23 protein-coding genes and 2 pseudogenes are annotated in these 21,880 nt (G+C 66.5%); 23 read left to right on the top strand and 2 right to left on the bottom strand.

What is annotated here, in order from left to right:
- Positions 1-23 precede the first annotated feature (23 nt).
- From E0L93_RS09150 to E0L93_RS09130, 5 genes and pseudogenes are all read left to right on the top strand, one after another.
- Positions 24-515: pseudogene (locus E0L93_RS09150) on the top strand (transketolase); the annotation flags it as partial.
- A 232-nt stretch (positions 516-747) separates the two neighbouring features.
- The gene (locus E0L93_RS09145; protein ID WP_165874272.1) at positions 748-1,464 is read left to right on the top strand and encodes a 2-phosphosulfolactate phosphatase; all 717 of its coding nucleotides are present in this window, start codon (positions 748-750) and stop codon (positions 1,462-1,464) included.
- Between the two features lie 11 nt (positions 1,465-1,475).
- Positions 1,476-2,171 carry a TVP38/TMEM64 family protein gene (locus tag E0L93_RS09140; RefSeq protein ID WP_132691129.1) on the top strand — a complete coding sequence of 232 codons (696 nt, stop codon included), beginning with the start codon at positions 1,476-1,478 and terminating at the stop codon, positions 2,169-2,171.
- A gap of 88 nt (positions 2,172-2,259) precedes the next feature.
- Entirely contained in the window at positions 2,260-2,682 is a 423-nt protein-coding gene (locus E0L93_RS09135; protein WP_132691127.1) for a YeeE/YedE family protein, read from the top strand.
- Positions 2,683-2,692: 10 nt separating this feature from the next.
- Positions 2,693-3,187 carry a DUF6691 family protein gene (locus E0L93_RS09130; protein ID WP_132691125.1) on the top strand — a complete coding sequence of 165 codons (495 nt, stop codon included), beginning with the start codon at positions 2,693-2,695 and terminating at the stop codon, positions 3,185-3,187.
- Between the two features lie 10 nt (positions 3,188-3,197).
- On the opposite strand, the gene E0L93_RS09125 is transcribed toward E0L93_RS09130, so the two are convergent.
- On the bottom strand, positions 3,198-3,629 hold the full coding sequence (locus tag E0L93_RS09125) for an OsmC family protein (protein ID WP_132691123.1): 432 nt from the start codon (positions 3,627-3,629) through the stop codon (positions 3,198-3,200).
- 156 nt (positions 3,630-3,785) lie between these two features.
- On the opposite strand from E0L93_RS09125, the gene trxA reads away from it, so the two are divergent.
- From trxA to E0L93_RS09085, 8 genes are all read left to right on the top strand, one after another.
- Positions 3,786-4,187 carry a thioredoxin gene (gene trxA / locus E0L93_RS09120; protein ID WP_279387469.1) on the top strand — a complete coding sequence of 134 codons (402 nt, stop codon included), beginning with the start codon at positions 3,786-3,788 and terminating at the stop codon, positions 4,185-4,187.
- Positions 4,188-4,346: 159 nt separating this feature from the next.
- Positions 4,347-4,820 (top strand): DUF4149 domain-containing protein, encoded by a 474-nt coding sequence (locus tag E0L93_RS09115; protein WP_132691119.1) that lies wholly within the window; start codon positions 4,347-4,349, stop codon positions 4,818-4,820.
- A 110-nt stretch (positions 4,821-4,930) separates the two neighbouring features.
- Positions 4,931-6,115 (top strand): nitrate/nitrite transporter, encoded by a 1,185-nt coding sequence (locus E0L93_RS09110; RefSeq protein ID WP_132691117.1) that lies wholly within the window; start codon positions 4,931-4,933, stop codon positions 6,113-6,115.
- 5 nt (positions 6,116-6,120) lie between these two features.
- Positions 6,121-9,783 carry a nitrate reductase subunit alpha gene (locus tag E0L93_RS09105; RefSeq protein WP_132691115.1) on the top strand — a complete coding sequence of 1,221 codons (3,663 nt, stop codon included), beginning with the start codon at positions 6,121-6,123 and terminating at the stop codon, positions 9,781-9,783.
- Positions 9,783-11,426: a nitrate reductase subunit beta gene (gene narH / locus E0L93_RS09100; RefSeq protein ID WP_132691113.1), complete on the top strand. Its 1,644-nt coding sequence runs from the start codon at positions 9,783-9,785 to the stop codon at positions 11,424-11,426. Before E0L93_RS09105 ends, narH begins: the two co-directional genes overlap by 1 nt.
- Positions 11,423-12,049, top strand: a complete 627-nt coding sequence (gene narJ, locus E0L93_RS09095; protein ID WP_132691111.1) for a nitrate reductase molybdenum cofactor assembly chaperone — start codon at positions 11,423-11,425, stop codon at positions 12,047-12,049. The genes narH and narJ overlap by 4 nt, the downstream gene beginning before the upstream one ends.
- A complete protein-coding gene (gene narI, locus E0L93_RS09090) occupies positions 12,046-12,825 on the top strand; it encodes a respiratory nitrate reductase subunit gamma (RefSeq protein WP_207890395.1) in 780 nt (259 codons plus the stop codon). The genes narJ and narI overlap by 4 nt, the downstream gene beginning before the upstream one ends.
- A gap of 12 nt (positions 12,826-12,837) precedes the next feature.
- A complete protein-coding gene (locus tag E0L93_RS09085; RefSeq protein ID WP_132691109.1) occupies positions 12,838-13,332 on the top strand; it encodes a hypothetical protein in 495 nt (164 codons plus the stop codon).
- An 8-nt stretch (positions 13,333-13,340) separates the two neighbouring features.
- Here E0L93_RS09085 and E0L93_RS09080 read toward each other — a convergent pair whose 3' ends face one another.
- Positions 13,341-13,706 (bottom strand): cupin domain-containing protein, encoded by a 366-nt coding sequence (locus E0L93_RS09080; protein ID WP_132691107.1) that lies wholly within the window; start codon positions 13,704-13,706, stop codon positions 13,341-13,343.
- 646 nt (positions 13,707-14,352) lie between these two features.
- Between E0L93_RS09080 and E0L93_RS09075 the strand changes: the two genes are divergently transcribed.
- From E0L93_RS09075 to E0L93_RS16585, 10 genes and pseudogenes are all read left to right on the top strand, one after another.
- Positions 14,353-14,625: a metal-sensitive transcriptional regulator gene (locus tag E0L93_RS09075; protein WP_132691105.1), complete on the top strand. Its 273-nt coding sequence runs from the start codon at positions 14,353-14,355 to the stop codon at positions 14,623-14,625.
- 13 nt (positions 14,626-14,638) lie between these two features.
- Positions 14,639-15,037 (top strand): DUF302 domain-containing protein, encoded by a 399-nt coding sequence (locus E0L93_RS09070; protein WP_207890394.1) that lies wholly within the window; start codon positions 14,639-14,641, stop codon positions 15,035-15,037.
- 13 nt (positions 15,038-15,050) lie between these two features.
- Positions 15,051-15,800: an MBL fold metallo-hydrolase gene (locus E0L93_RS09065; protein WP_132691103.1), complete on the top strand. Its 750-nt coding sequence runs from the start codon at positions 15,051-15,053 to the stop codon at positions 15,798-15,800.
- A gap of 10 nt (positions 15,801-15,810) precedes the next feature.
- Positions 15,811-16,056 (top strand): glutaredoxin family protein, encoded by a 246-nt coding sequence (locus E0L93_RS09060; protein ID WP_132691101.1) that lies wholly within the window; start codon positions 15,811-15,813, stop codon positions 16,054-16,056.
- 116 nt (positions 16,057-16,172) lie between these two features.
- Complete coding sequence (locus E0L93_RS09055; protein ID WP_132691099.1) at positions 16,173-16,544, top strand: SHOCT domain-containing protein; 372 nt, start codon at positions 16,173-16,175, stop codon at positions 16,542-16,544.
- The gene (locus E0L93_RS09050; protein ID WP_132691097.1) at positions 16,541-18,028 is read left to right on the top strand and encodes a multicopper oxidase family protein; all 1,488 of its coding nucleotides are present in this window, start codon (positions 16,541-16,543) and stop codon (positions 18,026-18,028) included. The genes E0L93_RS09055 and E0L93_RS09050 overlap by 4 nt, the downstream gene beginning before the upstream one ends.
- A gap of 106 nt (positions 18,029-18,134) precedes the next feature.
- Complete coding sequence (locus E0L93_RS09045) at positions 18,135-18,392, top strand: hypothetical protein (RefSeq protein ID WP_132691095.1); 258 nt, start codon at positions 18,135-18,137, stop codon at positions 18,390-18,392.
- Positions 18,392-19,258 carry a universal stress protein gene (locus E0L93_RS09040; protein WP_132691093.1) on the top strand — a complete coding sequence of 289 codons (867 nt, stop codon included), beginning with the start codon at positions 18,392-18,394 and terminating at the stop codon, positions 19,256-19,258. Before E0L93_RS09045 ends, E0L93_RS09040 begins: the two co-directional genes overlap by 1 nt.
- Before the next feature lie 40 nt (positions 19,259-19,298).
- Positions 19,299-20,042 (top strand): ZIP family metal transporter, encoded by a 744-nt coding sequence (locus E0L93_RS09035; RefSeq protein WP_132691091.1) that lies wholly within the window; start codon positions 19,299-19,301, stop codon positions 20,040-20,042.
- Between the two features lie 184 nt (positions 20,043-20,226).
- Positions 20,227-21,789: pseudogene (locus E0L93_RS16585) on the top strand (AbgT family transporter).
- Positions 21,790-21,880 lie beyond the last annotated feature (91 nt).

The raw sequence follows: 21,880 nt of genomic DNA, 5'->3' as shown, positions 1-21,880 counted from the left end.
GCGCCTTCGAAGGCCGTATCCTGCTGCTTATATCCGACCTCAGATACGGAGAGGCTTGTGATCGACCCATCCGCGCGCTTGCGATGGGCGCAGTTCAGAGGGCCGAATCCGGATATCCGGGCACGCCCATGGTGCTAACGCCGGTAGCTTACACTATCTACATGAGGTTTCTCCGGCACAACCCCGCCTGGCCGGACCGGGAACGGCTCGTCCTCTCCGCCGGGCGTACCTCTATGCTGCTCTACTTCGGCCTGCACCTGACCGGCTACGAGCTCTCGCTGGAGGACTTCAGGCGGCCGTGTTCGAAGCCCCCGGGACGCCCGGAGTACGGACAAAGACCGGGCGTTGAGACCACCACCGGACCCTTGGGACAGGGTTTCGCCAACGGGGTCGGGATGGCGCTGGCCGAACGTTGCAACCGTCCCGGCCATAAGATAGCCAGCTGCTCGGATTCCCTCGCCGGACAGCTGGGACTCGGCAAGCTCATCTACATCTACAACGGCAACCACGTCGCAAGACCGGCCGATGCCAGCGAGGCCTCGGGGGCCTCGCAGACAGCGCTTGAGGCCGGAGGTCCGGCCGTGCTGCTGCTCCCTCATCAGAACGTGCCGGTTCTGGACCAGACTAAGCTGGCCGGAGCCGGAGGCACTCCGCGGGGGGCTGCTTGCTCCTGATACCGGCATGTGCTGCGGGTCCGGGTGACCGGCATGTCACGAGGTCCGGCTCATCGAGAGTGGGGGCATTGCCGTGTTAGCGCGGTTCGCGGCCGGAGCGGCGGGTGCTCGGGCGGCGGCTCGCTCGGGGGCGGCCGTCGCGGTGGTCGACGCTTTCCGGGCCAGCACCAGCATCTGTGTCCTGGCTTCGCGGGGGGTTAGGGTCGTTCCCGTGGCTTCGCTCGAGCAGGCGGCGAGAGCCGAGGCGGACTACAGGATCGGAGAGCGGGGCAGCGTCAGGGTTGCCGGATTCGATTTCGGTAACTCGCCGACGGAGTTGATCACGGCCGATCTCCGCCCCGGAGCGACCGCGGTCCTGAGTACCACCAACGGGACACGAGTCCTCAATGCCGCCGATGGCGCTCCGGTTTTGCTCACCGGAGCCTTTGTGAACGCCACCGCTCTGGCCGGAGAGCTGCTCTGCCACGGCCCGGAGGTCGCGGTCGTCGGCTGCGGCTGGAAAGGCAAGCGGGCCCTGGAGGACGAGATGGCCGCCGGAGCCATACTGCACCGGCTGTGCGAGCGGGGGGTGAGGCTGGACGGGCGCGCTCGCCGGGCGGCGGAGATGTACAGGGCCCGCCCGAAGAGCGACGTGCTCCGGGCCAGCGCCGCCCGCCGGCTGAAGCGCCTGGGTCACGCGGCGGATCTGACCCTCTGCCTCGAAGAGGATACCTTGCCGGTGGTGCCCCGCCTGGTTGACGGTGTATTCGAGCCTCTCCGGAGAGGAACGGGGGAGATAGGGTGTCGCTAAGTCTTCGAAGATTGAGCGTTAATCAGATGCGGATCGTCTCGCTCCTGGCGCTCGCCGGTGCGGCCGGGGGAGCTTATCTACTCTTCCCCGGCATCCGGAGCGAGGTCCAGCTCGTCGCGAATACGCTGGCTCGGGGAGATGTGGAGGGCCTGAGAGACTACATCCTCTCCTACGGCGTGTGGGCCCCCATTATCTCCGCTCTGATCATGATCCTCCAGGCCGTCTTCGCGCCGCTGCCCGCCTTCGTGATAACGTTCGCCAACGGCCTCGCCTTCGGTGCGCTCCAGGGCGGCCTTCTGAGCCTCGTCAGCGCCGCCATCGGGGGCTCGATCTGCTTCTGGATCTCCCGCATCCTGGGCCGCAGACCGGTCGAGATCTTCGTCGGCAGATCCGGCCTCGAAGCCGCCGATGCCTGGTTCGAACACCGGGGAGCTTACGCGGTCCTCGTGGCACGCCTGATCCCCATAGTCTCCTTCGACGCGGTCTCCTACGCAGCCGGCCTCACGCGTATGGGCTTCCGGGGATACCTGCTCGCCACCGTGGTCGGAATGAGCCCCGCCACCTTCGTCTACTCCTACCTCGGAGAACACGCACCCCGGCATGTGGAGCTGCTGCTCGTGGTCTTCGGACTGGTGATCGCCGCCTCCATCCTCACCGCAGCCCTGCGCCGCAGACGCTCCAGAAAACCCGGCGGTACACCGCCGTAATGCTCCCGCACACTACTTTACTGAATCGTCATGTAATGTTAAATTGAGGGACGGGCCGTATTCGAGTCTTACAAGGAGGGTGAGATCTGTGGAGAACTTTACGCCGGTCAGCGGCTTCATCGGGGGCCTCTTGATAGGGTTGTCCGTTGTGCTCCTGCTGTGGCTCAACGGGCGCATAGGGGGCATCAGCGGCATCGTGGGCAATCTGGTGCTGCTGCGGCGGGCCGGTGAGCTTGGCTGGCGGCTGGCTTTCGTGGTGGGGCTCTTGCTCGGGGGCGGGTTATATGCGCTGTTCGCCGGGGGGCCGGTGGAGGTGAGCATGCAGGCTTCGGGGCTGGCGTTGATCGTCGCCGGGCTTCTGGTAGGTTTCGGCAGCCGGCTGGGCTCCGGGTGCACCAGCGGGCATGGGGTCTGCGGGATAGCGCGGTTTTCGGGGCGCTCCATTGTGGCAACGGTGGTCTTCTTCTCGGTGGCCGCGGCCACGGTGTTCGTGTTGCGGCACGTGGTGTGAGGTGGTATCGGTGAGGATAGTTGTGGCTCTGATCTCCGGTGTGATCTTCGGTCTGGGGTTGGCGATCTCCGGGATGGCCAATCCCGCCAAGGTGGTGGGCTTTCTGGACTTCTTCGGGGACTGGGATCCCACGCTGGCGCTGGTGATGGGAGGGGCTCTGCTGGTCGCGATCCCGGCCTTCCGGCTGATACTGCGGCGGGAGGGACCGGTGCTGGGCGGCGGGTTTGATCTGCCCGCCCGGCGGGATATAGACGGGCGGCTGGTCGGAGGGGCCGCGCTCTTCGGCCTGGGCTGGGGGATATCGGGCTTCTGCCCCGGTCCGGCGGTGGTGGCTCTGAGCAGCGGCGTGGGGGCGGTCTTCGTCTTCGTGGGGGCGATGGTGGCCGGGATGGCGCTCTACTCGCTCGTCGCACAGCGCCCGGAGCTCGCCGGGGAGGGACTGCGTCCGGGTGCCGGCAAAGACACCCGGGTTGGGCGCGGGGCAGGGAACGGGGCTGCAGGATAGCTTCCCGTTCTCAGGCCTCCTCGATCTCGTACCGGCTGCTCACCTCGGCCGTTCTGCCGACCATCGCTATGGCAGGGCAGTAGCGGGTCTCGGAGAGTTCGATCGCCCTCTCGACGGCCCGGGGGTCTACGTCCCGGCCCCGGACCCGGTAGACGAGCTCCACCCGGTCGTAGACTCTGGGATGCTCCTTCGCCCTGCTGCCCAGTACCTCTACCTCCAGCCCGCTTACCTCCTGACGCTTCTTGCGCAGGATGGAGATCACATCCATCGCCGTGCAGCCGGCCGCACCGAGCAGCAGCAGACGCAGAGGCTCGGCGCCCGCACCCCGGCCCCCGAAGCTCTCCCGGGCGTCAAGGTCTATGCGGAAGCCGTCTATGTCCCCGATGAAGTGCATGCCTTCGTCCAGAACGACGGAGGCCCTCTCCCAGCCCTCAGACTTCATGTGATCCCCCTCTTTGCGCCTGCTACAAAGGTCATTGTGCCGGATTCTAACCCCCGCGCGAGCACGACCCTTGCACCAGCGCGCTTGAACAGAGAGATAAACCCCCTATCCTCCCACTCCAGACCTGTGCCGACCTGCAGCTCATAACTCGAAAACGTGATAGAATATGTAAAACCAAATAGTCATATAATAATCCAATTGAGGAGGTGGAATACGGTGGCCGGACCGGTAGAAGTTACGGCTGAGACGTTCGAGGAAGAGGTGTTGCGCTCGGAGGTTCCCGTGGTGGTGGACTTCTGGGCCGCTTGGTGTGCTCCGTGCCGGATGGTGGCTCCGGTGATGGAGCAGCTGGCCGAGGAGTATGCGGGGAGGGTGAAGGTCGCTAAGGTGGATGTCGACGCCGAGCCGGAGCTGGCCGGTCGGTTCGGGGTCTCCAGCATCCCGACCATAGCCTTCTTCGAGCCGAACGAGCAGCCGAAGGCCGTTGTGGGCGCGCTTCCCAAAGCGGCTCTGGAGGAGGCGTTCGGTTTGAAACGCTTCTCGGACCGGGCGGCGTAGCAAGAAGCCGCAGCCGGATACTTCGCCGGGCGGGGTCACCCGCCCGGCTTTTCTCTGTGTGCTCTTTGCCAGGCAAGACCTGCAAAGAGCCCTTGACTGCGCCCGTCACAGAGCATATTCTATGACTTATAATATAATAGTTAGTTGTGAGGGGCGCTGATGTTGGGTTCGGTGATCCACACGCTGCATGTATTGCTGGCCGGGGTCTGGCTGGGAGGGGTGGTTTTCACGATGTTCGTCGTCTCTCCGGCGCTGGCGGCGATGAAGTGGAGCGAGCCCGAGCGGGTCGTGGTACGGTCTGGCATCGGCAGGCAGTACGCGAAGATGGGGAGCGCGAACCTGGTCTTGCTCCTCATCTTTGCTGTTCTGGACGGGGTGTTCGGCGGTTTTGGTGGGGTGCTGTATGTGGAGTACGCCCTGATCCTGGCGCTCTTCGGGCTGGTGGCGCTGCATGGGGCGTACTTCGGGCGGCGGCTGGCGGAGCTGGCCCGCTCGGAGGCGGCGGCTTCGGGCGAGGCCGCCGCCCGGGAGTTCGCCGGGCGGCGGCGCGGGCTGCAGAGGGTCTCGCTGCGGGTCTCGTGGGTGACGCTGGGCGTGAGTCTGGCCGTGATGGTGCTGGCGGTGAATGCTTGATCCGGATTGATCAATCCTGCCCCGCACTTTGGGCAAGATTGATCATGCCGGGGGTCGCGGTGACGCCTACGGTGTAGGCATGATGTCCCGCCGCAGAAGGAGGTCCCGGTTTGAGCGCGGTTAGCGTTTCGGGCAGGGAGTCCGCGCGGGCTCTCGTCCTGGCCACAGCGGCCTTCGCTTTATGCTTCTCGGTGTGGGGGCTTATCGCGCCGCTGGCCCCGCAGTTCCAGGAGCAGTACGGTCTTACAAGTACCCAGATAAGCATCGTCGTAGCGACGCCGGTGCTGCTGGGCTCGCTCTTTCGCATCCCGATCGGGCTGCTCACGGACCGCTTCGGGGGGCGGGCGGTCTTCACGGTCCTGATGCTCTTCCTGTTGTTGCCGGTGTTCATGATCGGGCTCTTCGGCGGCTCGTTCAGCGGGCTGCTGTTCTGGGGCTTCCTGCTCGGGGTGGCGGGCAGCTCGTTCGCCGTGGGCGTACCCTACGTCTCCAAGTGGTACCCGCCGGAGAAGCAGGGGCTCGCTCTGGGCATCTACGGCATGGGCAACATCGGCCAGGCGATAGCGGCCTACACGGCCCCGGTCATAGCGGCGGCATTGGGCTGGCAGTGGGCGTTCTGGCTCTTTCTCGTCCCGCTCGGTGCGATGGCGGCGGCCTTCTGGTTCGCCGGGCGGGACGCGCCGGTCGCCGGGCCGCGACCGTCGCTCGCGGAGGGCGTGGCGCTCTTCCGCGAGGAGGCCGGGCCGTGGGTGCTCTCCCTCTTCTACTTCCTCACCTTCGGCGGGTTCGTGGCGTTCGGGATCTACCTCCCCACCCTGCTCGTTGACGTCTTCGCCCTGGACCCGGCCGACGCCGGGCGGCGGGCCGCCGGGTTCATCGTGCTCGCCACCTTCGCCCGGCCCGTCGGCGGCTGGCTCGCGGACCGTGTGGGCGGCGTCCCGGCGCTGGGCGTCATCTTCGCGCTCTTGCCTCTGCTGGCGGTAATCCTCGCCTTCATCCCTGGCATGGTCCTCTTCACCTTCGCCGCCCTCTCGATAGCCCTGCTGCTGGGGCTCGGCAACGGGGCGGTCTTCAAGCTGGTGGCCCAGATGTACCCGGGCAAGACGGGAGCCGTCACCGGGGTGGTCGGGGCGGCGGGCGGTCTGGGAGGCTTCTTCCCGCCGCTCGTGCTCGGGGTGGTGCGGGACGCGACCGAAAGCTACGGCTTCGGCTTCGTCCTGCTAGCCCTCTTCGCCGCCGGATGCTTCGCAGCCAACATGTTCTACCTTCGCAAGCGGCTAGAGAAAGGAGCCTGATACGTATGCCGGAGGCGACCAACCCCCTGCTGCGCGGGATGCAGTACCTGCGCCGCGGGGAGCCCCGCTCGGGTGGGCACTCGGAACTCAACGCGCGCGACCGGGACTGGGAGCGAGCCTACCGCGAGCGGTGGCAGCACGATAAGGTCGTGCGTTCCACGCACGGGGTGAACTGCACCGGTTCCTGCTCCTGGAAGGTCTACGTCAAGAACGGCATCATCACCTGGGAGTCGCAGCAGACCGACTATCCCTCCAACGGCCCCGACGCTCCCGAGTACGAGCCGAGGGGATGCCCGCGGGGAGCGTCTTTCTCCTGGTATACCTACTCCCCGATCCGCATAAAGTACCCCTACGTCCGCGGCGTCCTGCTGGAGATGTACCGCGAGGCGAAGGAACGGACCGGAGATGCGGTGGAGGCCTGGGCGCAGGTCGTCGAGGACCCGGAGAAGGCGAAGCGGTACAAGGCCGCGCGGGGCAAGGGCGGGCTCGTACGCGCCTCGTGGCCGGAGGTCGCGGAGATCCTGGCCGCCGCCCACGTCTACACCACGAAGAAGTACGGGCCGGACAGGATCATCGGCTTCTCCCCGATCCCGGCCATGAGCATGGCCTCCTACGCCGGGGGCTCGCGCTTCATGTCCCTCATCGGGGGTGTCATCCCGAGCTTCTACGACTGGTACGCCGACCTGCCGCCCTCTTCGCCCCAGATCTGGGGCGACCAGACCGACGTGCCCGAGTCCGCCGACTGGTGGAACGCGACCTACCTGATGATGTGGGGCTCGAACGTCCCCATCACCCGCGCTCCCGACGCTCACTTCATGACCGAGGCCCGCTACAGGGGGCAGAAGACCGTCGTCATAAGCCCGGACTACTCCGACCACACCAAGTTCGCCGACCACTGGCTCCCCGTGCAGCCCGGAACCGACGGCGCTCTGGCGATGGCGATGGGGCACGTGATCCTCAAGGAGTTCTTCGTGGACCGGCAGGTCCCATACTTCCAGGAGTACGTCAGGAAGTACACCGACCTCCCGATGTTGGTGACCCTGCGCGAGCGTGAGGACGCCTACGCTACCGACCGCTTCCTGCACGCCGCCGACCTCGGAGAGGCGAGCGAGAACGCCGAGTGGAAGACGGTGCTGGTGGACGCGAAGACGGAAGAGCCGGTCGTGCCGAACGGCTCGATGGGCTTCAAGTACGGCGAGGAGGGAGCGGGCCGGTGGAACCTGGAGCTCGGCGACGCCGACCCGGCGCTCTCCCTCCTGGGCCGCCACGACGAGCTCGTAGAGGTAGACCTGCCGCGCTTCGACACCGGCGAGGGCAGCGAGGGCGGGACGGTGATGCGCCGGGGCGTACCTGCAAAGAGAATCGGCGGTCACCTCGTCACCACCGTCTACGACCTCCTGCTGGCGCAGTACGGCGTCTACCGCGAGGGACTGCCGGGAGAGTGGCCCGCCGGCTACGACGACCCCGAGCCCTACACCCCGGCCTGGCAGCAGGAGATCACCGGCACGGACGCCGGGCGTGTGAGGCGCATAGCGCGCGAGTTCGCGCGCAACGCCGAGCGGAGCGAGGGGCGGTCCATGATCCTCATGGGCGCGGGCACCAACCACTGGTACCACTCCGACCAGATCTACCGCGCCATGCTCGCCCTCGTGCTGCTATGCGGCTGCCAGGGCGTAAACGGCGGCGGCTGGGCCCACTACGTCGGCCAGGAGAAGGTCCGGCCCATCACCGGCTGGTCCACCATAGCCTTCGCCTTCGACTGGGCCCGCCCGACCCGCCACATGGCCGGCACCGCGCTCTGGTACCTGGCCTCAAGCCAGTGGCGCTACGACACCTTCAAGGCCGACGAGTTCGCCACTCCCCTCGGGAAGGGCCTTCTCTCGGGCAGGCACCTCGCAGACTGCCTGGCGCTCTCCGCCCGCCTGGGCTGGCTCCCCTCCTTCCCGAGCTTCAACCGCAACCCGCTGGACCTCACGGACGAGGCTGAGGCCGAGGGGATCAGCCCGCAGGAGTACGTCGTGCGCGAGCTGAAGGAGGGCCGGCTGCGCTTCGCCGCCGAGGACCCGGACGCCCCGGAGAACTTCCCGCGCGTCCTCACCCTGTGGCGCTCGAACCTCCTCGGCTCCTCCTCCAAAGGCCACGAGTTCTTCCTCAAGCACCTGCTCGGCGTCTCGGACGCCGCCGTCAGGGCCGGGGAGTCGCCCGAGGCGATGCGCCCCGAGGAGGTAGAGTGGCGCGAGGCCCCGGAGGGCAAGCTCGACCTCCTCACCACCATAGACTTCCGCAAGAACGGCTCCTCACTCTACTCGGACATCGTGCTCCCGGCGGCGACATGGTATGAGAAGCACGACATCTCCTCGACGGACCTGCACCCCTTTGTGCACCCGTTCAACCCGGCGATAACGCCGCCGTGGGAGGCGAAGAGCGACTGGGACATCTTTAACTACGTCGCAGAAGTCTTCTCGCGGCTGGCGAAGGAGCATCTCGGGGTGAGGAGGGACATCGTCGCCGCTCCCCTGATGCACGACACCCCCGACGACCTCGCGCAGCCCTCGGGCAAGGTGCTCGACTGGAAGAAGGGCGAGTGCGAGCCGGTGCCCGGCAAGACGATGCCCAGGCTGGTGGTCATCGAGCGCGACTACGGGGCCGTGGCCGAGAAGATGCAGGCTCTCGGCCCCGCGGTCGAGCAGTCAGGCATCCAGGCCAAGGGGAACGTGTGGAAGCCGCGCGAGGAGGTCGAGTACCTGAAAGGGCGCAACGGCGTGGTGCGCGGGGGCGTGGGTGACGGGAGGCCGGAGCTGAGGAGGGCGGATCAGGTCTGCGAGGCGATACTGGCCCTCTCCGGGACGACGAACGGCCGGCTCTCGGTCGAGGGCTTCCGGCAGCTGGAGAAGCGCACCGGCGTGAAGCTCGCCGACCTCTCCGAAGAAAGGGGCGAGGAACTCATAACCTTCGCCGACATCACCACCCAGCCGCGCAAGGTCATCGTCTCGCCCGAGTGGTCGGGCACGGAGAGCCGCACGCGCCGCTACTCGCCGTTCACCATAAACGTGGACCGCTCGGTCCCGTGGCGCACGCTCACGGGTAGGCAGCAGTTCTATCTGGACCACGAGTGGATGCTGGAGTACGGTGAGGGCCTTCCCGCCTACCGCCCGCCGATGCGCATGGCGAAGCACACCGGCGACATAAGGAGCGGCGAGGAGGGCCGGGCGGAGGTCGTCCTCAAGTACCTCACGCCGCACTCCAAGTGGTCCATCCACTCCGAGTTCCAGGACAATTTGCGGATGCTCACCCTCTTCCGGGGCGGGCCGACGATGTGGATGAGCGAGAAGGACGCCGAAAAAATAGGGGTCAAGGACAACGACTGGATCGAGGCCTTCAACAGGAACGGGGTGGTCTCCGCGAGGGCCGTCGTCTCCCACCGCATCCCGGAGGGGACCACGATCATGTACCACTCCCAGGATAGGCACCTCAACGTGCCCAAGACCGAGCTTACCGGCAGGCGGGGCGGCACGGAGAACTCTCTGACCAAGATCTTCGTCAAGCCGACGCACATGATCGGGGGCTACGCCCAGCTCTCGTACTTCTTCAACTACTACGGCCCCACGGGGGCTCAGCGCGACGAGCTTACCGTGATCCGCAAGCGCGAAAGCGAGGTGGTCTACTGATGCAGGTCAAGGCGCAAATAGCGATGGTGATGAACCTGGACAAGTGCATCGGGTGCCACACCTGCTCGGTCACCTGCAAGAACGTCTGGACCAACCGCCAGGGCACCGAGTACCAGTGGTGGAACAACGTCGAGACCAAGCCCGGCGTCGGCTACCCGAAGCTCTACGAGGACCAGGAGCGCTGGAAGGGCGGCTGGACGCTCGACCGCAAGGGCCGCCTCAAGCTCAAGGCCGGCGGGAAGCTGCGCAAGCTGCTGAACATCTTCTTCAACCCGGACCTGCCGGAGATAGAGGACTACTACGAGCCCTGGACCTACGACTACGAGACGCTCACCAAGGCCGGTCCCTCCGACGACCAGCCCGTCGCCCGGCCTATATCCCAGATCTCCGGCGACCCGCTGGACCTCGCGTGGGGCCCGAACTGGGACGACGACCTCGCCGGCGGCACCACCACCGCCCGGTTCGACCCGAACATCCGGGGCGAGCTGGAGGAGTCGGTGCGCTTCGAGTACGAGAAGGTCTTCATGATGTACCTGCCGCGCATCTGCGAGCACTGCCTGAACCCCTCATGTGTGGCCTCCTGTCCCTCGGGCGCGATGTACAAGCGCGAGGAGGACGGCATCGTGCTCGTGGACCAGGAGCAGTGCCGCGGCTGGCGCTACTGCGTCTCGGGCTGCCCGTACAAGAAGGTCTACTTCAACTGGGAGACCGGCAAGGCCGAGAAGTGCACCCTCTGTTACCCCAGGATAGAGTCCGGCCAGCCGACGATCTGCTCGGAGACCTGCGTGGGGAGGCTGCGCTACATCGGCCTCATCCTCTACGACGCCGACCGGGTGCAGGAGGCCGCCTCCACCCCGGACGAGAAGGACCTCCTGGATGCCCAGCGCTCGGTCTTCCTGGACCCGAGCGACCCGGAGGTAGTAGAGCAGGCCCGCTACGACGGCGTGCCGGACGACTGGATCGAGGCCGCCCAGCGCTCCCCGATCTACCCGCTCGCCATAGAGTGGGGCGTCGCCCTTCCCCTCCACCCCGAGTACCGCACCCTCCCGATGGTCTGGTACGTGCCGCCGCTCTCGCCCGTGATGGGTTTCGTCGAGGGCGAGGGCTCCGAAGCCGACCCGGACGACGTCTTCCCGGCCATAGACGAGCTGCGCATCCCGGTGCAGTACCTGGCCAACCTCCTCTCGGCGGGGGACGAGGAGGTGATCCGGAACGTCCTCAAGCGCCTGGCCGCGATGCGCGGCTACATGCGCGAGAAGAACCTCTCGGGCGCGGGAGCGGACGAGATCGCCGACTCGGTCGGCATGTCGCCGCGGGCGGTGGAGGACATGTACCGGCTGCTCGCGATAGCCAAGTACGAGGAGCGCTACGTTATCCCGCTCGCCCACAAGGAGCTCGCCGCCGAGCTGGAGGGGCAGCAGGGGTCCTGCGGCCTGGACTTCGCCGGCGGTCCCGGCTCCTGCGCCCCGGCCGAGCCGAACGGCAGTCGGCGCAACGAGGCGTTCTACGCCATGAAAGAGAAGCTGGAGCAACGCGCCGGAGAGCTGGGTTCGGTCCCCGCGCCCAACGTGCAGTTCTTCAAGAGCAAGGCCGACTTCGAGTCGTTCCACCTCAAGGGCCGACCGCAAGGGGGTGGGGCGTGATCGTCTTCCGCCTCCTCTCCCTGCTCCTGCGCTACCCGGAGGACGAGGTGCTGGCCGCGCGGGAGGAGATCCTGGACGCCGCCCACGAGCTGCCGGAGTCTCCCACCAAACAGGCCATCCTCCACTTCCTCGCGTACTGGTACCGCGAGAGCGACTACGCCCTGCAGCAGCGCTACACCGCCACCTTCGACTTCAACCGGCGCGGCAGCCTCTACCTCACCTACTACCGCCACGGCGACATGCGCAGCCGCGGCGAGGCGCTGCTGGAGGTCAAGTCCGTCTACGAGCGGGCCGGCTACCGCCTGGACACCACCGAGCTGCCGGACTACCTGCCGCTCGTGCTGGAGTTCACCGCCGAGGAGCCGGAGGCCGGGCTGGAGCTGCTCGCCGGCTACCGGGGGACCGTGGAGGTTATCCGGCGCTCGCTGCGCCACGACCGCAGCCCCTACGCCCTGCTGGTAGAGGCCCTCGCGAGCTTCCTGCCGAAGCTCGACGCGGCGGCCGAGGAGGAGATGCGGCGGCTCATCGTGCAGGGCCCGCCGCAGGAGACGGTCGGGCTCGAGCCGTACGGCTCGGAACCGCCGGGCAAGCAGTTTGTCGCGTTCGGAGGAGGTAGAAGATGAACCTGTGGGACCAGTTCTTGTGGGTGATCTTCCCCTACCTCTCGCTCGTGATCTTCGTCCTCGGGCACATCTACCGCTACGTCTACGACCAGTACGGCTGGACGCCCAAGTCCTCGCAGATGTTCGAGCGGCGGATGCTGATGTGGGGCGTGCTGCTCTTCCACTGGGGCATCCTCTTCGTCTTTATCGGGCACGTGATGGGGCTGCTCGTCCCGATAGAGGTCTACCGGGCAATGGGCGTCTCGGACCACGCCTACCACCTGCTGGCGCTGTGGGCGGGGACGTTCTTCGGCGTGATCGCCCTGGCCGGCATCCTGCTTTTGAACATGCGGCGCTGGTTCATCTCCCGCGTGCGGACCAACACCGAGACGATGCGGTTCATCACCGACGGGCTCCTGCTGGTCGTCATCCTCTCGGGGCTGTTCGCGACCGTCGGCTACCGCATCTACGCCGCCCAGTACGACCTGCCGGCGGAGTTCGAGTACCGGGAGAACATCGCGCCCTGGTTCCGCAGCCTCTTCTACTTCGCCCCGCAGGCGGAGCTGATGCTGGAGGTGCCCCTGATGTTCCAGGTGCACGTGCTTCTGGCCTTCGTGCTCTTCGCGCTGTGGCCCTTCAGCAGCCTGGTGCACGTCTTCAGCATCCCGCTCGGCTACCTGCGCCGCGGCTACATCCAGTACCGCTCCTCCAACCCGCAGGCCGCCCGCGCCCGCGAGCGCGCCCGCCGCAAGGGCCAGCAGGTCCCCAGACCCGAGAGGAGCCGCAATGTCGAGTGAGGAGGCGTGCCCGTGCTAGAGGAGCTGAGAGGGAACATACGCTGGAAGGCGGTGGTCTCCGGCTGGATCGTCGCCATCCTGACCGGGATCGTGGTTAACGCGGCTTTCTGGATCGCCCACCGGTGGTTGTTCGTCGGGACCCCGCCGGAGTACGACACGACCGCCCTGATAACGATCTCCCTGATCTCCGGCTTCCTGGCCCACTTCGTGGGCGGCTACGTCGCCGGCAGGAAGTCCGGCGTCGCGGGCGGTCTCAACGGAGCGATGGTGGCTCTGCTCGGGACCGCCGCGCTCGTGTTCTCCGTCGTGCTGATCCCGGCGATCATCATAGCCACCGCCGGAGCCATCCTGGTCGGTGGGATCGAGGTGCCGGCCGTGACGGACGAGTTTGCCCGGGGACTGCTGCTCACCCTCCTGGCCCTCTTCCTGCTCAACCTCGCCGGGGGGTTCTCCGGCGGCAGGCTGGGCGAGTGGGAGTTCCACCCAACCCGGAAGAGAGGCCGGTAGCGAGCGGCTCAACCCTTCGCGTAGTGCTCGGCCCCCGCGAAGTCCAGAATAACGCAGGGCTCGTCTCCTATGACCCAGGCGTCGTGCCCCGGAGGGATAACCACGGCGTCGTCAGGACCGGCTTCGGCCTCCGAGCCGTCGTCCATAACGATCTTCATCCGGCCGGAGATCACGTACCCGACGTGCGAGACCTGACAGCTGTCGGTGCCCGCGATCGGCCTTACGTGCTCCGACCACCGCCACCCCGGCTCGAAGACGGCCCGGCCCACGGTGACGTCCCCGAGATGCACCACGTCCATCCTGCCCTTCTCGAACGAACGGGTCTCGTCGGGAGAGAGCAGGTGCCTGCTCTGGATCTTTGCCGGCGCTTCCATGCTGCCACACCTCCTTGCCTCGCTTGCCCCTAAAGAGCGTCCCTGTGCTCTTACGCTAGCAGAGCCAGGGGACACACCACATCCCCAAAATGAGCTATCTTTTAAGAATCTCGCGCCGCGAAGAGATGAATTGGAGAAGAACTTGTTCTAAACTACAGCGTCTAGAGAGAGCCTGCCGTCTGGAGGGGACGGAAGCAGAGGCCGGAGCCTGTTGTCTGGAGGGGGGAGAAAGACATGGGCAGGCTCCGGCCCTGCCCTAATTATATCCTGTATTTCGCTGTAACCAGACTACTATATCTTGCGCTCGCCCGAAATTCGCCGCCGGATCTCCTCCGGACCGGAGAGCCCGGGCACGATCCCTCTTCTTCACGGTCTCGTGATACTATACAGGGTAGAGTATTGGCGAAGGAGAGATTGAGGAAGGTACGAGAAGACGTGGATCCGCTGGAGGCGCTTTGCGGCGGGCGGGAGGGGCGCGTTCGGTGAGGGTGGCTGCCGCTTCGCCGTTCGGGTTCCTCATCGGGCTCTCTTTAGGCGGGCGGGGACGGGCTGGTCTTGGCCGGGGCCTTCTACACCGCCGTCCGGTCGGGGGTGAGTCTGGTGGTGTAACTCTGTGTGCAGTGGAACGCAGCGAGAGAGGTGGTAAATGAAGTTCGAGGACGAGAACGTGGTGGACGAGGCCCTCGTGCGGCTCAGAAAGGTGCAGGGCCAGCTCGCGGGGATCATCCGCATGATCGAGGAGGGCCGGGAATGCCGGGAGGTGATGCAGCAGCTCACGGCCGCCTCCAAGGCGCTCGACCGGGTGGGCTTCAAGCTGCTCGCCAGCCAGCTTGAGTTCTGCCTCCGCGACGAGGCGGCTGCCCGGGAGTCCGGCTACACACTGGAGGAGTTCGAGCGCATGTTCATGAAGCTCGCGTAGGAAGGAGGATGTCGTGGAAAAGAGCAGATACGGCATCAAGGTCAGGAGTCGCCTTAGCGCCGAGGAGGCCGAGGCCAGAGTCCGGGAGTCGCTGGCCGGGGAGGGGTTCAGCGTCCTCACGGAGATAGACGTCGCGGCGACGCTGAAGGAGAAGCTCGGCGTCGAGCGGCCCTTCTACAAGATACTCGGAGCCTGCAACCCCCACCTCGCGTCTGAGGCGCTCGACGCCGAGGAGGACGTAGGGTTGCTGTTGCCGTGCAACGTGGTGGTCTACGAGGCCGAGGGAGGCAGCGTCGTAGCCGCCCTCGACCCCGGGGCTATGGGCGAACTGGCCGCCAGTCCGGATCTCGAACCGCTGATGCGGGAGGCGCGCTCGCGCGTCGAGCGGTCGCTGGCAGCCGTCGAGGAGTGAGGAGGAGGGCGCCGTGGCAGAAGAGCGCGCAAGGGCGAAGGAAGAGAATGGGGCGGCCCCGATCCGGGCGGGAGCGGGGTACGACTACCTCTTCGAGCAGTTCCGGGTGCCGCGGGGGTGTCTGGGCTACGTGGTGGCGGACCCTGCGGCGAGGCTCGCCGCGGTGGTGGACCCGGAGATAGAGATGGTCGAGCCCATGCTGGACTTCCTCTTCGAGCGCGGGCTCAGGCTCGCCTACATCATTGACACCCACACCCACGCCGACCACGTCTCCGGGGCGAAGGAGCTCAAGAAGAAGAGCGTCGGAAAGGTCGTGATGCACGAGAAGGCTCCCTCTCAGGCGGTGGATATACGGGTCGTGGACGGCGACCGGCTCTACCTCGGGGAGCTGCCCATCAAGTTCCTCTACACGCCGGGGCACGCCAAGGACCTGGTCTGCGTGGTGCTGCCGGGGCGGATACTCACCGCCGACGCGCTCCTGATCGGCTCCTGCGGCCGCACGGACCTCCTCAACGGCAACGCCACCCAACAGTACCACACGCTCCACTACGTCTTCAGGAGCCTGCCGGACGAGCTTCTGGTCTACCCCGGCCACGACTACCGGGGCCGGTCCTGCTCTACCCTGGGCGAGGAGAAGAAGAACAACCCGAAGATGAACTTCGGGAGCGAGGAGGAGTTCGTCGAGTACATGGATCGGGTAAACCCCGAGAAGCTCGAACCCGTCTACCAGCTCGCCGAGTCGTTGAAAGCCAACATGCAGTAGGGGGAGATATATGTACAAGGTCATCCTGTTCAGCACCTCCAGCTGCCCCTGGTGCCGGCGTGCGAAGCGGTACTTCAAGGAGAACCGCATCCCGTTCAGGGAGGTAAACGTCGAGAAGGATGCGGAGGCGGCGCGCGACATCGTTCGCAGGACCGGTCAGACGGGCGTGCCGGTCATAAAGATAGGGCAGAGGTGGATCGTCGGTTTCGACCGGCCCGCCATCGAGCGCGAGCTTGAGCGCAGGAGGCTGGCCTGAGGGCGGGGGCGTTATGATCAACCCTGATCACAGAGATAGGTCTGTTTGCTCAGGGCGGAAGGGCCGCCGGGGGATACGTTAGAGATGGCAAGAGGAGAGAAAGAGGAGGCTAGATTATGAGTGACGCTGCCAAAGTTGCGCTCGGGGTTATCGGCGGGGCGCTGGCCGTGCTGCTGGTTTTCGCTCTGTTCGGTGGGACCGGCGGCATGATGGGCGGCTTCGGCGGTCCCGGCGGCATGATGGGCGGAGGCGGGTTCGGTGCGGGATGGATGCTCGTGCCGCTTCTGTTCTGGGGCGGTCTGTTGGTGCTCATCGCGTGGGCTGTGGCCAGGATCTTCCCCGGTGGTCGCAGCGCTGCCGGGCGCCGGGATTCCGCTGAGGAGATCCTGCGCGAGCGTTTCGCCCGCGGGGAGATGGAGCGGGAGGAGTACGAGCGGGCGCGTGAGGCTCTGCGCGAGGAGGCGGATCGGGAGGCGAGAGCCCGGTGACGGGGGGCGCCCGCGCGACCGGTGGGTGTGTCGGGGGCAGGCCCACCCGCCGGGAGTTCCTCCGCCTCGCGGGGTTTGGGGCGGGAGCGCTCGTCTTGAGCGGCTGCGGGTTGTTGTCTGGAGGGCGGGGAGATCTCCCCGCGCTCTCCAGGCCCGCACCGACCGGCAGGGTGTTGGAATACACCCTTGAAGCGGCCCCGACGAACTTCGAGATCGCGGGGCGCGAGCTTTCCACCTGGGGTTACAACGGCGGTGTGCCGGGACCGGAGATCCGGGTAAAAGAGGGCGACACCCTGCGCGTGAGGGTCAGAAACCGCCTGCCGGCTGGCACGACCGTCCACTGGCACGGCCTGCCGGTCCCCAACGAGGTGGACGGAGTACCGCACGTAACGCAGTCCCCGATACCTCCCGGCGGGGAGTTCGTCTACGAGTTCGCTGCTCCCGCCATTGGCTCCTACATCTATCACTCGCACGTGGGTCTCCAACTGGATAGGGGGCTCTATGGCCCCCTGGTCGTGGAGCCGGCACGGGAGGAGCTCTCCTACGACCGGGAATACATCCTCATGCTGGATGACTGGCTCGACGGCCTCCCCGGCACGCCCGAGGACGCTCTCGGAGAACTGCGGGGCTCCGGGAGAGGGATGATGGGCGGCATGATGAGAGCGAGAGGGATAGAGTACCCCAACTACCTCATAAACGGCCGCGCTCCCGAAGATCCGGCATCCCTCACCGTCCGGCGCGGAGAGCGGGTGCGCCTCCGGCTGATGAACCCCTCCGCAGAGACCGTCTTCCGCTTCGCCCCGGCCGGACACCGCATGACCGTCACCCACGCCGACGGCCAGGCGATCGGGCCGGTAGAGGCGGATGTTCTCAGGATCGGGATGGGCGAGCGCTACGACGTGCTCCTTGATGCGGACAACCCCGGCGTCTGGCAGCTGGCCGCGGTGCCGGAGGGCAAGCGCGGGCAGGCCCGTGCCGTCCTGCGCTACCGGGAGAGCGCGGAGGAGTCTGCGCCGCCGGCGGATGTGCAGCCTCCGGAACTCCAGGGCCGGCTCCTCTCCTACGCCGACCTGCGCGACGCCCGGGAGAGATCCTTTCCCGACGGCGGGCTCTTCTCCGGGCCCGACCGCACCTTTGAGCTGACCCTCTCCGGCGGCATGGGCCGGTACGTCTGGCAGATAGACGGCCAGCGCTATCCCGAGGCCGAGCCGCTCCCGGTGCGCGAGGGCGAGTGGGTGCGCGTACAGATGCGAAACCACAGCATGATGGCGCACCCCATGCACCTGCACGGTCACTTCTTCCAGCTGCGCAACGGTACGGGGTGCGGCCCCTTCAAGGATACCGCGCTCGTGGAGGCGCACATGGGCGAGCTCGCCTTCGACTTCGTGGCGGACAACCCCGGCGAGTGGTTCTTCCACTGCCACAACGCCTACCACATGGAGACCGGCATGGCGCGCGTAATCTCCTACGCGGGCGGCGCATGATCAATCCTGACCACTCGAATGGCCAACGCTGCTCAGGCCGTCCGGCGGTAGCGCGGGTACACTCCCCGGTAGAGAAGCGGCAAGCCAGGAGGAGGTCGGGTACCCGGTGAGCGAGGAGGCGTATGTGTGGGACCATCTCAGACGGGCTCATGATACCTTCCGGGGCGAGCACCAGCTCGCCGAATATGTGGCGCAGCTGGAGATAGGCGAGTGCGCCAGAATACTGGCCAGAAGCCCGATCCCGCTCTCCACTCTGGCCGATCGCAGGGGCGAGTGCCGGGTCGAGCGGGGGGAGAGGCGCGGTTTCGAAGAGGTGATCCGCACCTGGACGCTGGAGGTTCTCTCCGGCCTGGAAGGGGGCTAATGATGAACGGGACACTGGAGAAGATCCTGTTCGCCACCGACGGTTCGGAAGGGGCTGCGCGGGCTGGCGGCGTGGCGGCGGATCTGGCGAAGAGGACCGGGGCCGGGCTTTATGTGGTGCACGCCTGGCAGTTCGTGCCCCACCCGGTCGTGGTGGATCTGCGGAGCTGGGAGGAGAGGGCCGGGCGGCTCCTGACGGAGCAGGTGGAGGAGATTGAGGGGGCGGGGGGCGAGGTTGCGGCCTCTTATCTCAGGATGGGCTCGCCGGTGGACGAGATACTGGACACAGCCGAGGAGGTCGGGGCGGATCTCGTGGTGATGGGGAGTCGGGGCTTCGGGCGGATCAGGAGCCTGCTCATAGGTAGCGTCTCCGAGGGGGTCGTGCACAGCGCCCATCTGCCGGTGCTGGTGGTGCGGGGTGAGGCGTGGCCGCCCGGGCGCGTCGTGGTCGGCGACGACGGCTCCGAGCCCGCCCGGCGGGCGGGAGAGCTCGGGGCGGCGCTGGCCAGAACGTACAGGACGCAGCTGCAGCTAGTCCGGGTATTCCCCCGGGCGCTGGAGATCAACGTCGAAGGCCGGCAGATGTACGAGCGCTGGATGGAGGACGAGCTCCGGCGGGAGGAGCGCGCATTAGGGGAGCGGGCCGCAGAGCTGGAGCGGGTGTGCGGCCGGCGTCCCAAGCTGGCTCTCGGCGTGGGGGATGCGGCCGGGGAGATCCTGCAGCGCGCGGACGAGCGGACGCTCGTCGCGCTGGGCAGCCGGGGCCTGGGCCCCATGAAGCGCCTCAGGCTCGGGAGCACCTCGACCAGGCTGCTTAGAGCCGCCCGCGGTCCGGTCCTGATCTGCCCGCCCCCGCAGAATGAGTAGCGGCGGAGAGATGCCCGGCCCCTGAGACGGTGGAGACGGTGTGGAGCAGACCGGCGCGCTCGTAGTCTTCCTGCTGGCCTTGCTTACGGCGCTGGCCACGGGGCTCGGCGCGCTGCCGTTCCTGGTCAGACCCAAGCCCCCGCGCTCCTGGCTCGGCACCTCCAACGCCCTGGCTGCGGGCCTCATGCTCGCGGCCAGCTTCGGGCTTCTGTACGAGGGGATCGTCTACGGGCTCCCGCGCACCCTCGCCGGGGCTCTGGCGGGGCTCCTCTTCGTGATCGCCACCCGGCGCGTCCTGCGGCACTACGAGCACCTGAAGTTCGGCGCCCTGGACGAGGTGGATTCCCGCAAGGCCCTGCTCATCGTGGGGGTCATGACGCTGCACTCGTTCACCGAGGGCGTGGGGGTCGGCGTCTCCTTCGGCGGCGGGGAGGCTCTCGGCGCGTTCATAACGTTCGCCATAGCGGTGCACAACATCCCTGAGGGGCTCGCCATAAGCCTCGTCCTGGTCCCGCGCGGGACCGGCGTCTGGTTCGCCGCGCTTTGGAGCGTCTTCTCCAGCCTGCCCCAGCCGCTCATGGCGGTCCCGGCCTTCCTCTTCGTGGAGTCCTTCGCTCCCCTGCTGCCGGCGGGACTGGGTTTCGCGGCCGGCGCGATGATGTGGATGGTCTTCTCGGAGATAGTGCCGGATGCTCTGGAGGACGCTCCGAGGCAGTGGCTCGCGGTCGTTGTGGTGCTGGCGGCGCTCGCGATGGTCGCCTTTCAGGTCCTGCTCCGCGCCTGACCGGAGCGCTCCCGGTAGCGGTCGTTCATGCGGCCGCGGGACGCCTTGTCCCGTTTTCAGGCTCCAGATAGAATAAAAAGGCTTAGCGAAGTGAAATATATAAGTTCTCACAACCCGTAGAGGGCGGGTTTTATCGGGTTTCTGAGGTTCAGACATAATATTTTTGCGCGCGGAGGGGGCGGAGATGAGTGAGGGAAGAAAGAAGAGCGGCATCTTCACGCGCTTTCTGGACGGGATCGAGTGGCTCGGCAACAAACTGCCGCATCCCGTCACCCTGTTCGCCATCCTGGCGCTCCTCACCATACTCCTCTCCGGGTGCTGGCGGCCTTCGGCGTCTCCGTGGAGCATCCCGGCGAGCCGGGGGAGACGGTCGCGGTGCGGAACCTGCTGAGTGCCGGCGGCATCACCTACATATTCGAGAGCGCCGTGGAGAACTTCATCGGCTTCGCTCCCCTCGGCGTCGTTCTGGCGACGATGCTGGGGATCGGGCTGGCCGAGCGCTCCGGGCTGATCAGCGCCGCACTGCGGGGGTTCGTCACCTCCGTTCCGGACCGGTTGATCACCGCCACCCTGGTCTTCGCCGGGATCATGTCCAGCGTGGCTTCCGACGCCGGCTATGTGGTGCTGCCTCCCCTCGGCGCCCTGCTCTTTCTGGCGCTGGGGCGCCATCCCCTGGCCGGTCTGGCCGCCGCGTTCGCCGGGGTCTCCGCCGGTTTCAGTGCCAACCTCTTGCTCTCGGCTACCGATCCGCTGCTTGGCGCGCTGACCATCGAGGCGGCCGCCACCATCGATCCGGATTACGCTGAGACGATGAACTACGCCATGAACTATTACTTCATCGTCGTCTCCACCTTCATCCTGACCATCGCCGGAACCTGGGTTACGGAGAAGATCGTGGAGCCCCGTCTGGGCCGGTACCGGCCGGATAACGGCGCCGGCGATGAGCCGGATAACCGGGAGGCCGAGGAGATGCGCCGGCTGCGTCCGGAGGAGAAGCGGGGGCTGGTCTGGGCGGGCCTCTCCTTCGTCGTCACGATCATCGTCATGGCGCTCCTGGTGGTGCCTGAATGGGGCCCCATGCGCGGCGAGGGGGAGAGCCCCATCGTCGATTCCCCCTTCATGGCCTCGCTGGCGATCCTGATCGCCATAGCCTTCTTCATCCCGGGGCTGGTCTACGGCATCGCGACCGGGGCCATCCGCAGCGATAAAGACGTGGCCGGCCAGCTGTCCGATACCATGGGCGGCCATGGGGATGTTCATCGTGCTGGCCTTCACCGCCGGTCAGTTCGTGGCCTACTTCAACGAGACCAATATGGGGCTGGTTATCGGGGTGTACGCGGCCAACTTTCTCGAAAGCATCCAGTTTACCGGGCTGCCGCTGCTTCTGGCCTTCATCGTGGTGAGCGGGTTCATCAACCTGTTCATCGGCAGCGCCTCGGCCAAATGGGCCATGATGGCGCCCATTTTCGTGCCCATCATGATGCAGCTGGGCTACTCGCCCGAGCTGACGCAGATGGCCTACCGGATCGCCGACTCCACCACCAATATCATCACGCCGCTGATGACCTATTTCGCGATCATCATCGCCTTCGCCCAGCGCTATGACAGAAGAGCCGGCGTCGGAACGCTGGTCGCCATGATGCTGCCGTATACCCTCGTCTTCACCGTCGTCTGGACCCTGCAGCTTATCGCCTGGGTCCTGCTCGAACTGCCGCTGGGGCCGGGCTCCAGCATCTTCTATCCGTAAGGCGGCTGCCGTGTAATCAGATGAGCGTGGAAGGATCCGAAGTCCTATGCTGACACCTGTAAAAGGTGGTGTTGACTATATTGGGTTGGTG

The organism is Rubrobacter taiwanensis (assembly GCF_004337705.1).
In the GTDB taxonomy this organism is placed as follows: Bacteria; Actinomycetota; Rubrobacteria; order Rubrobacterales; family Rubrobacteraceae; genus Rubrobacter_C; species Rubrobacter_C taiwanensis.
Note: the sequence above shows the minus strand (reverse complement) of the source record. Positions and strands in the feature narration are given on the sequence as shown.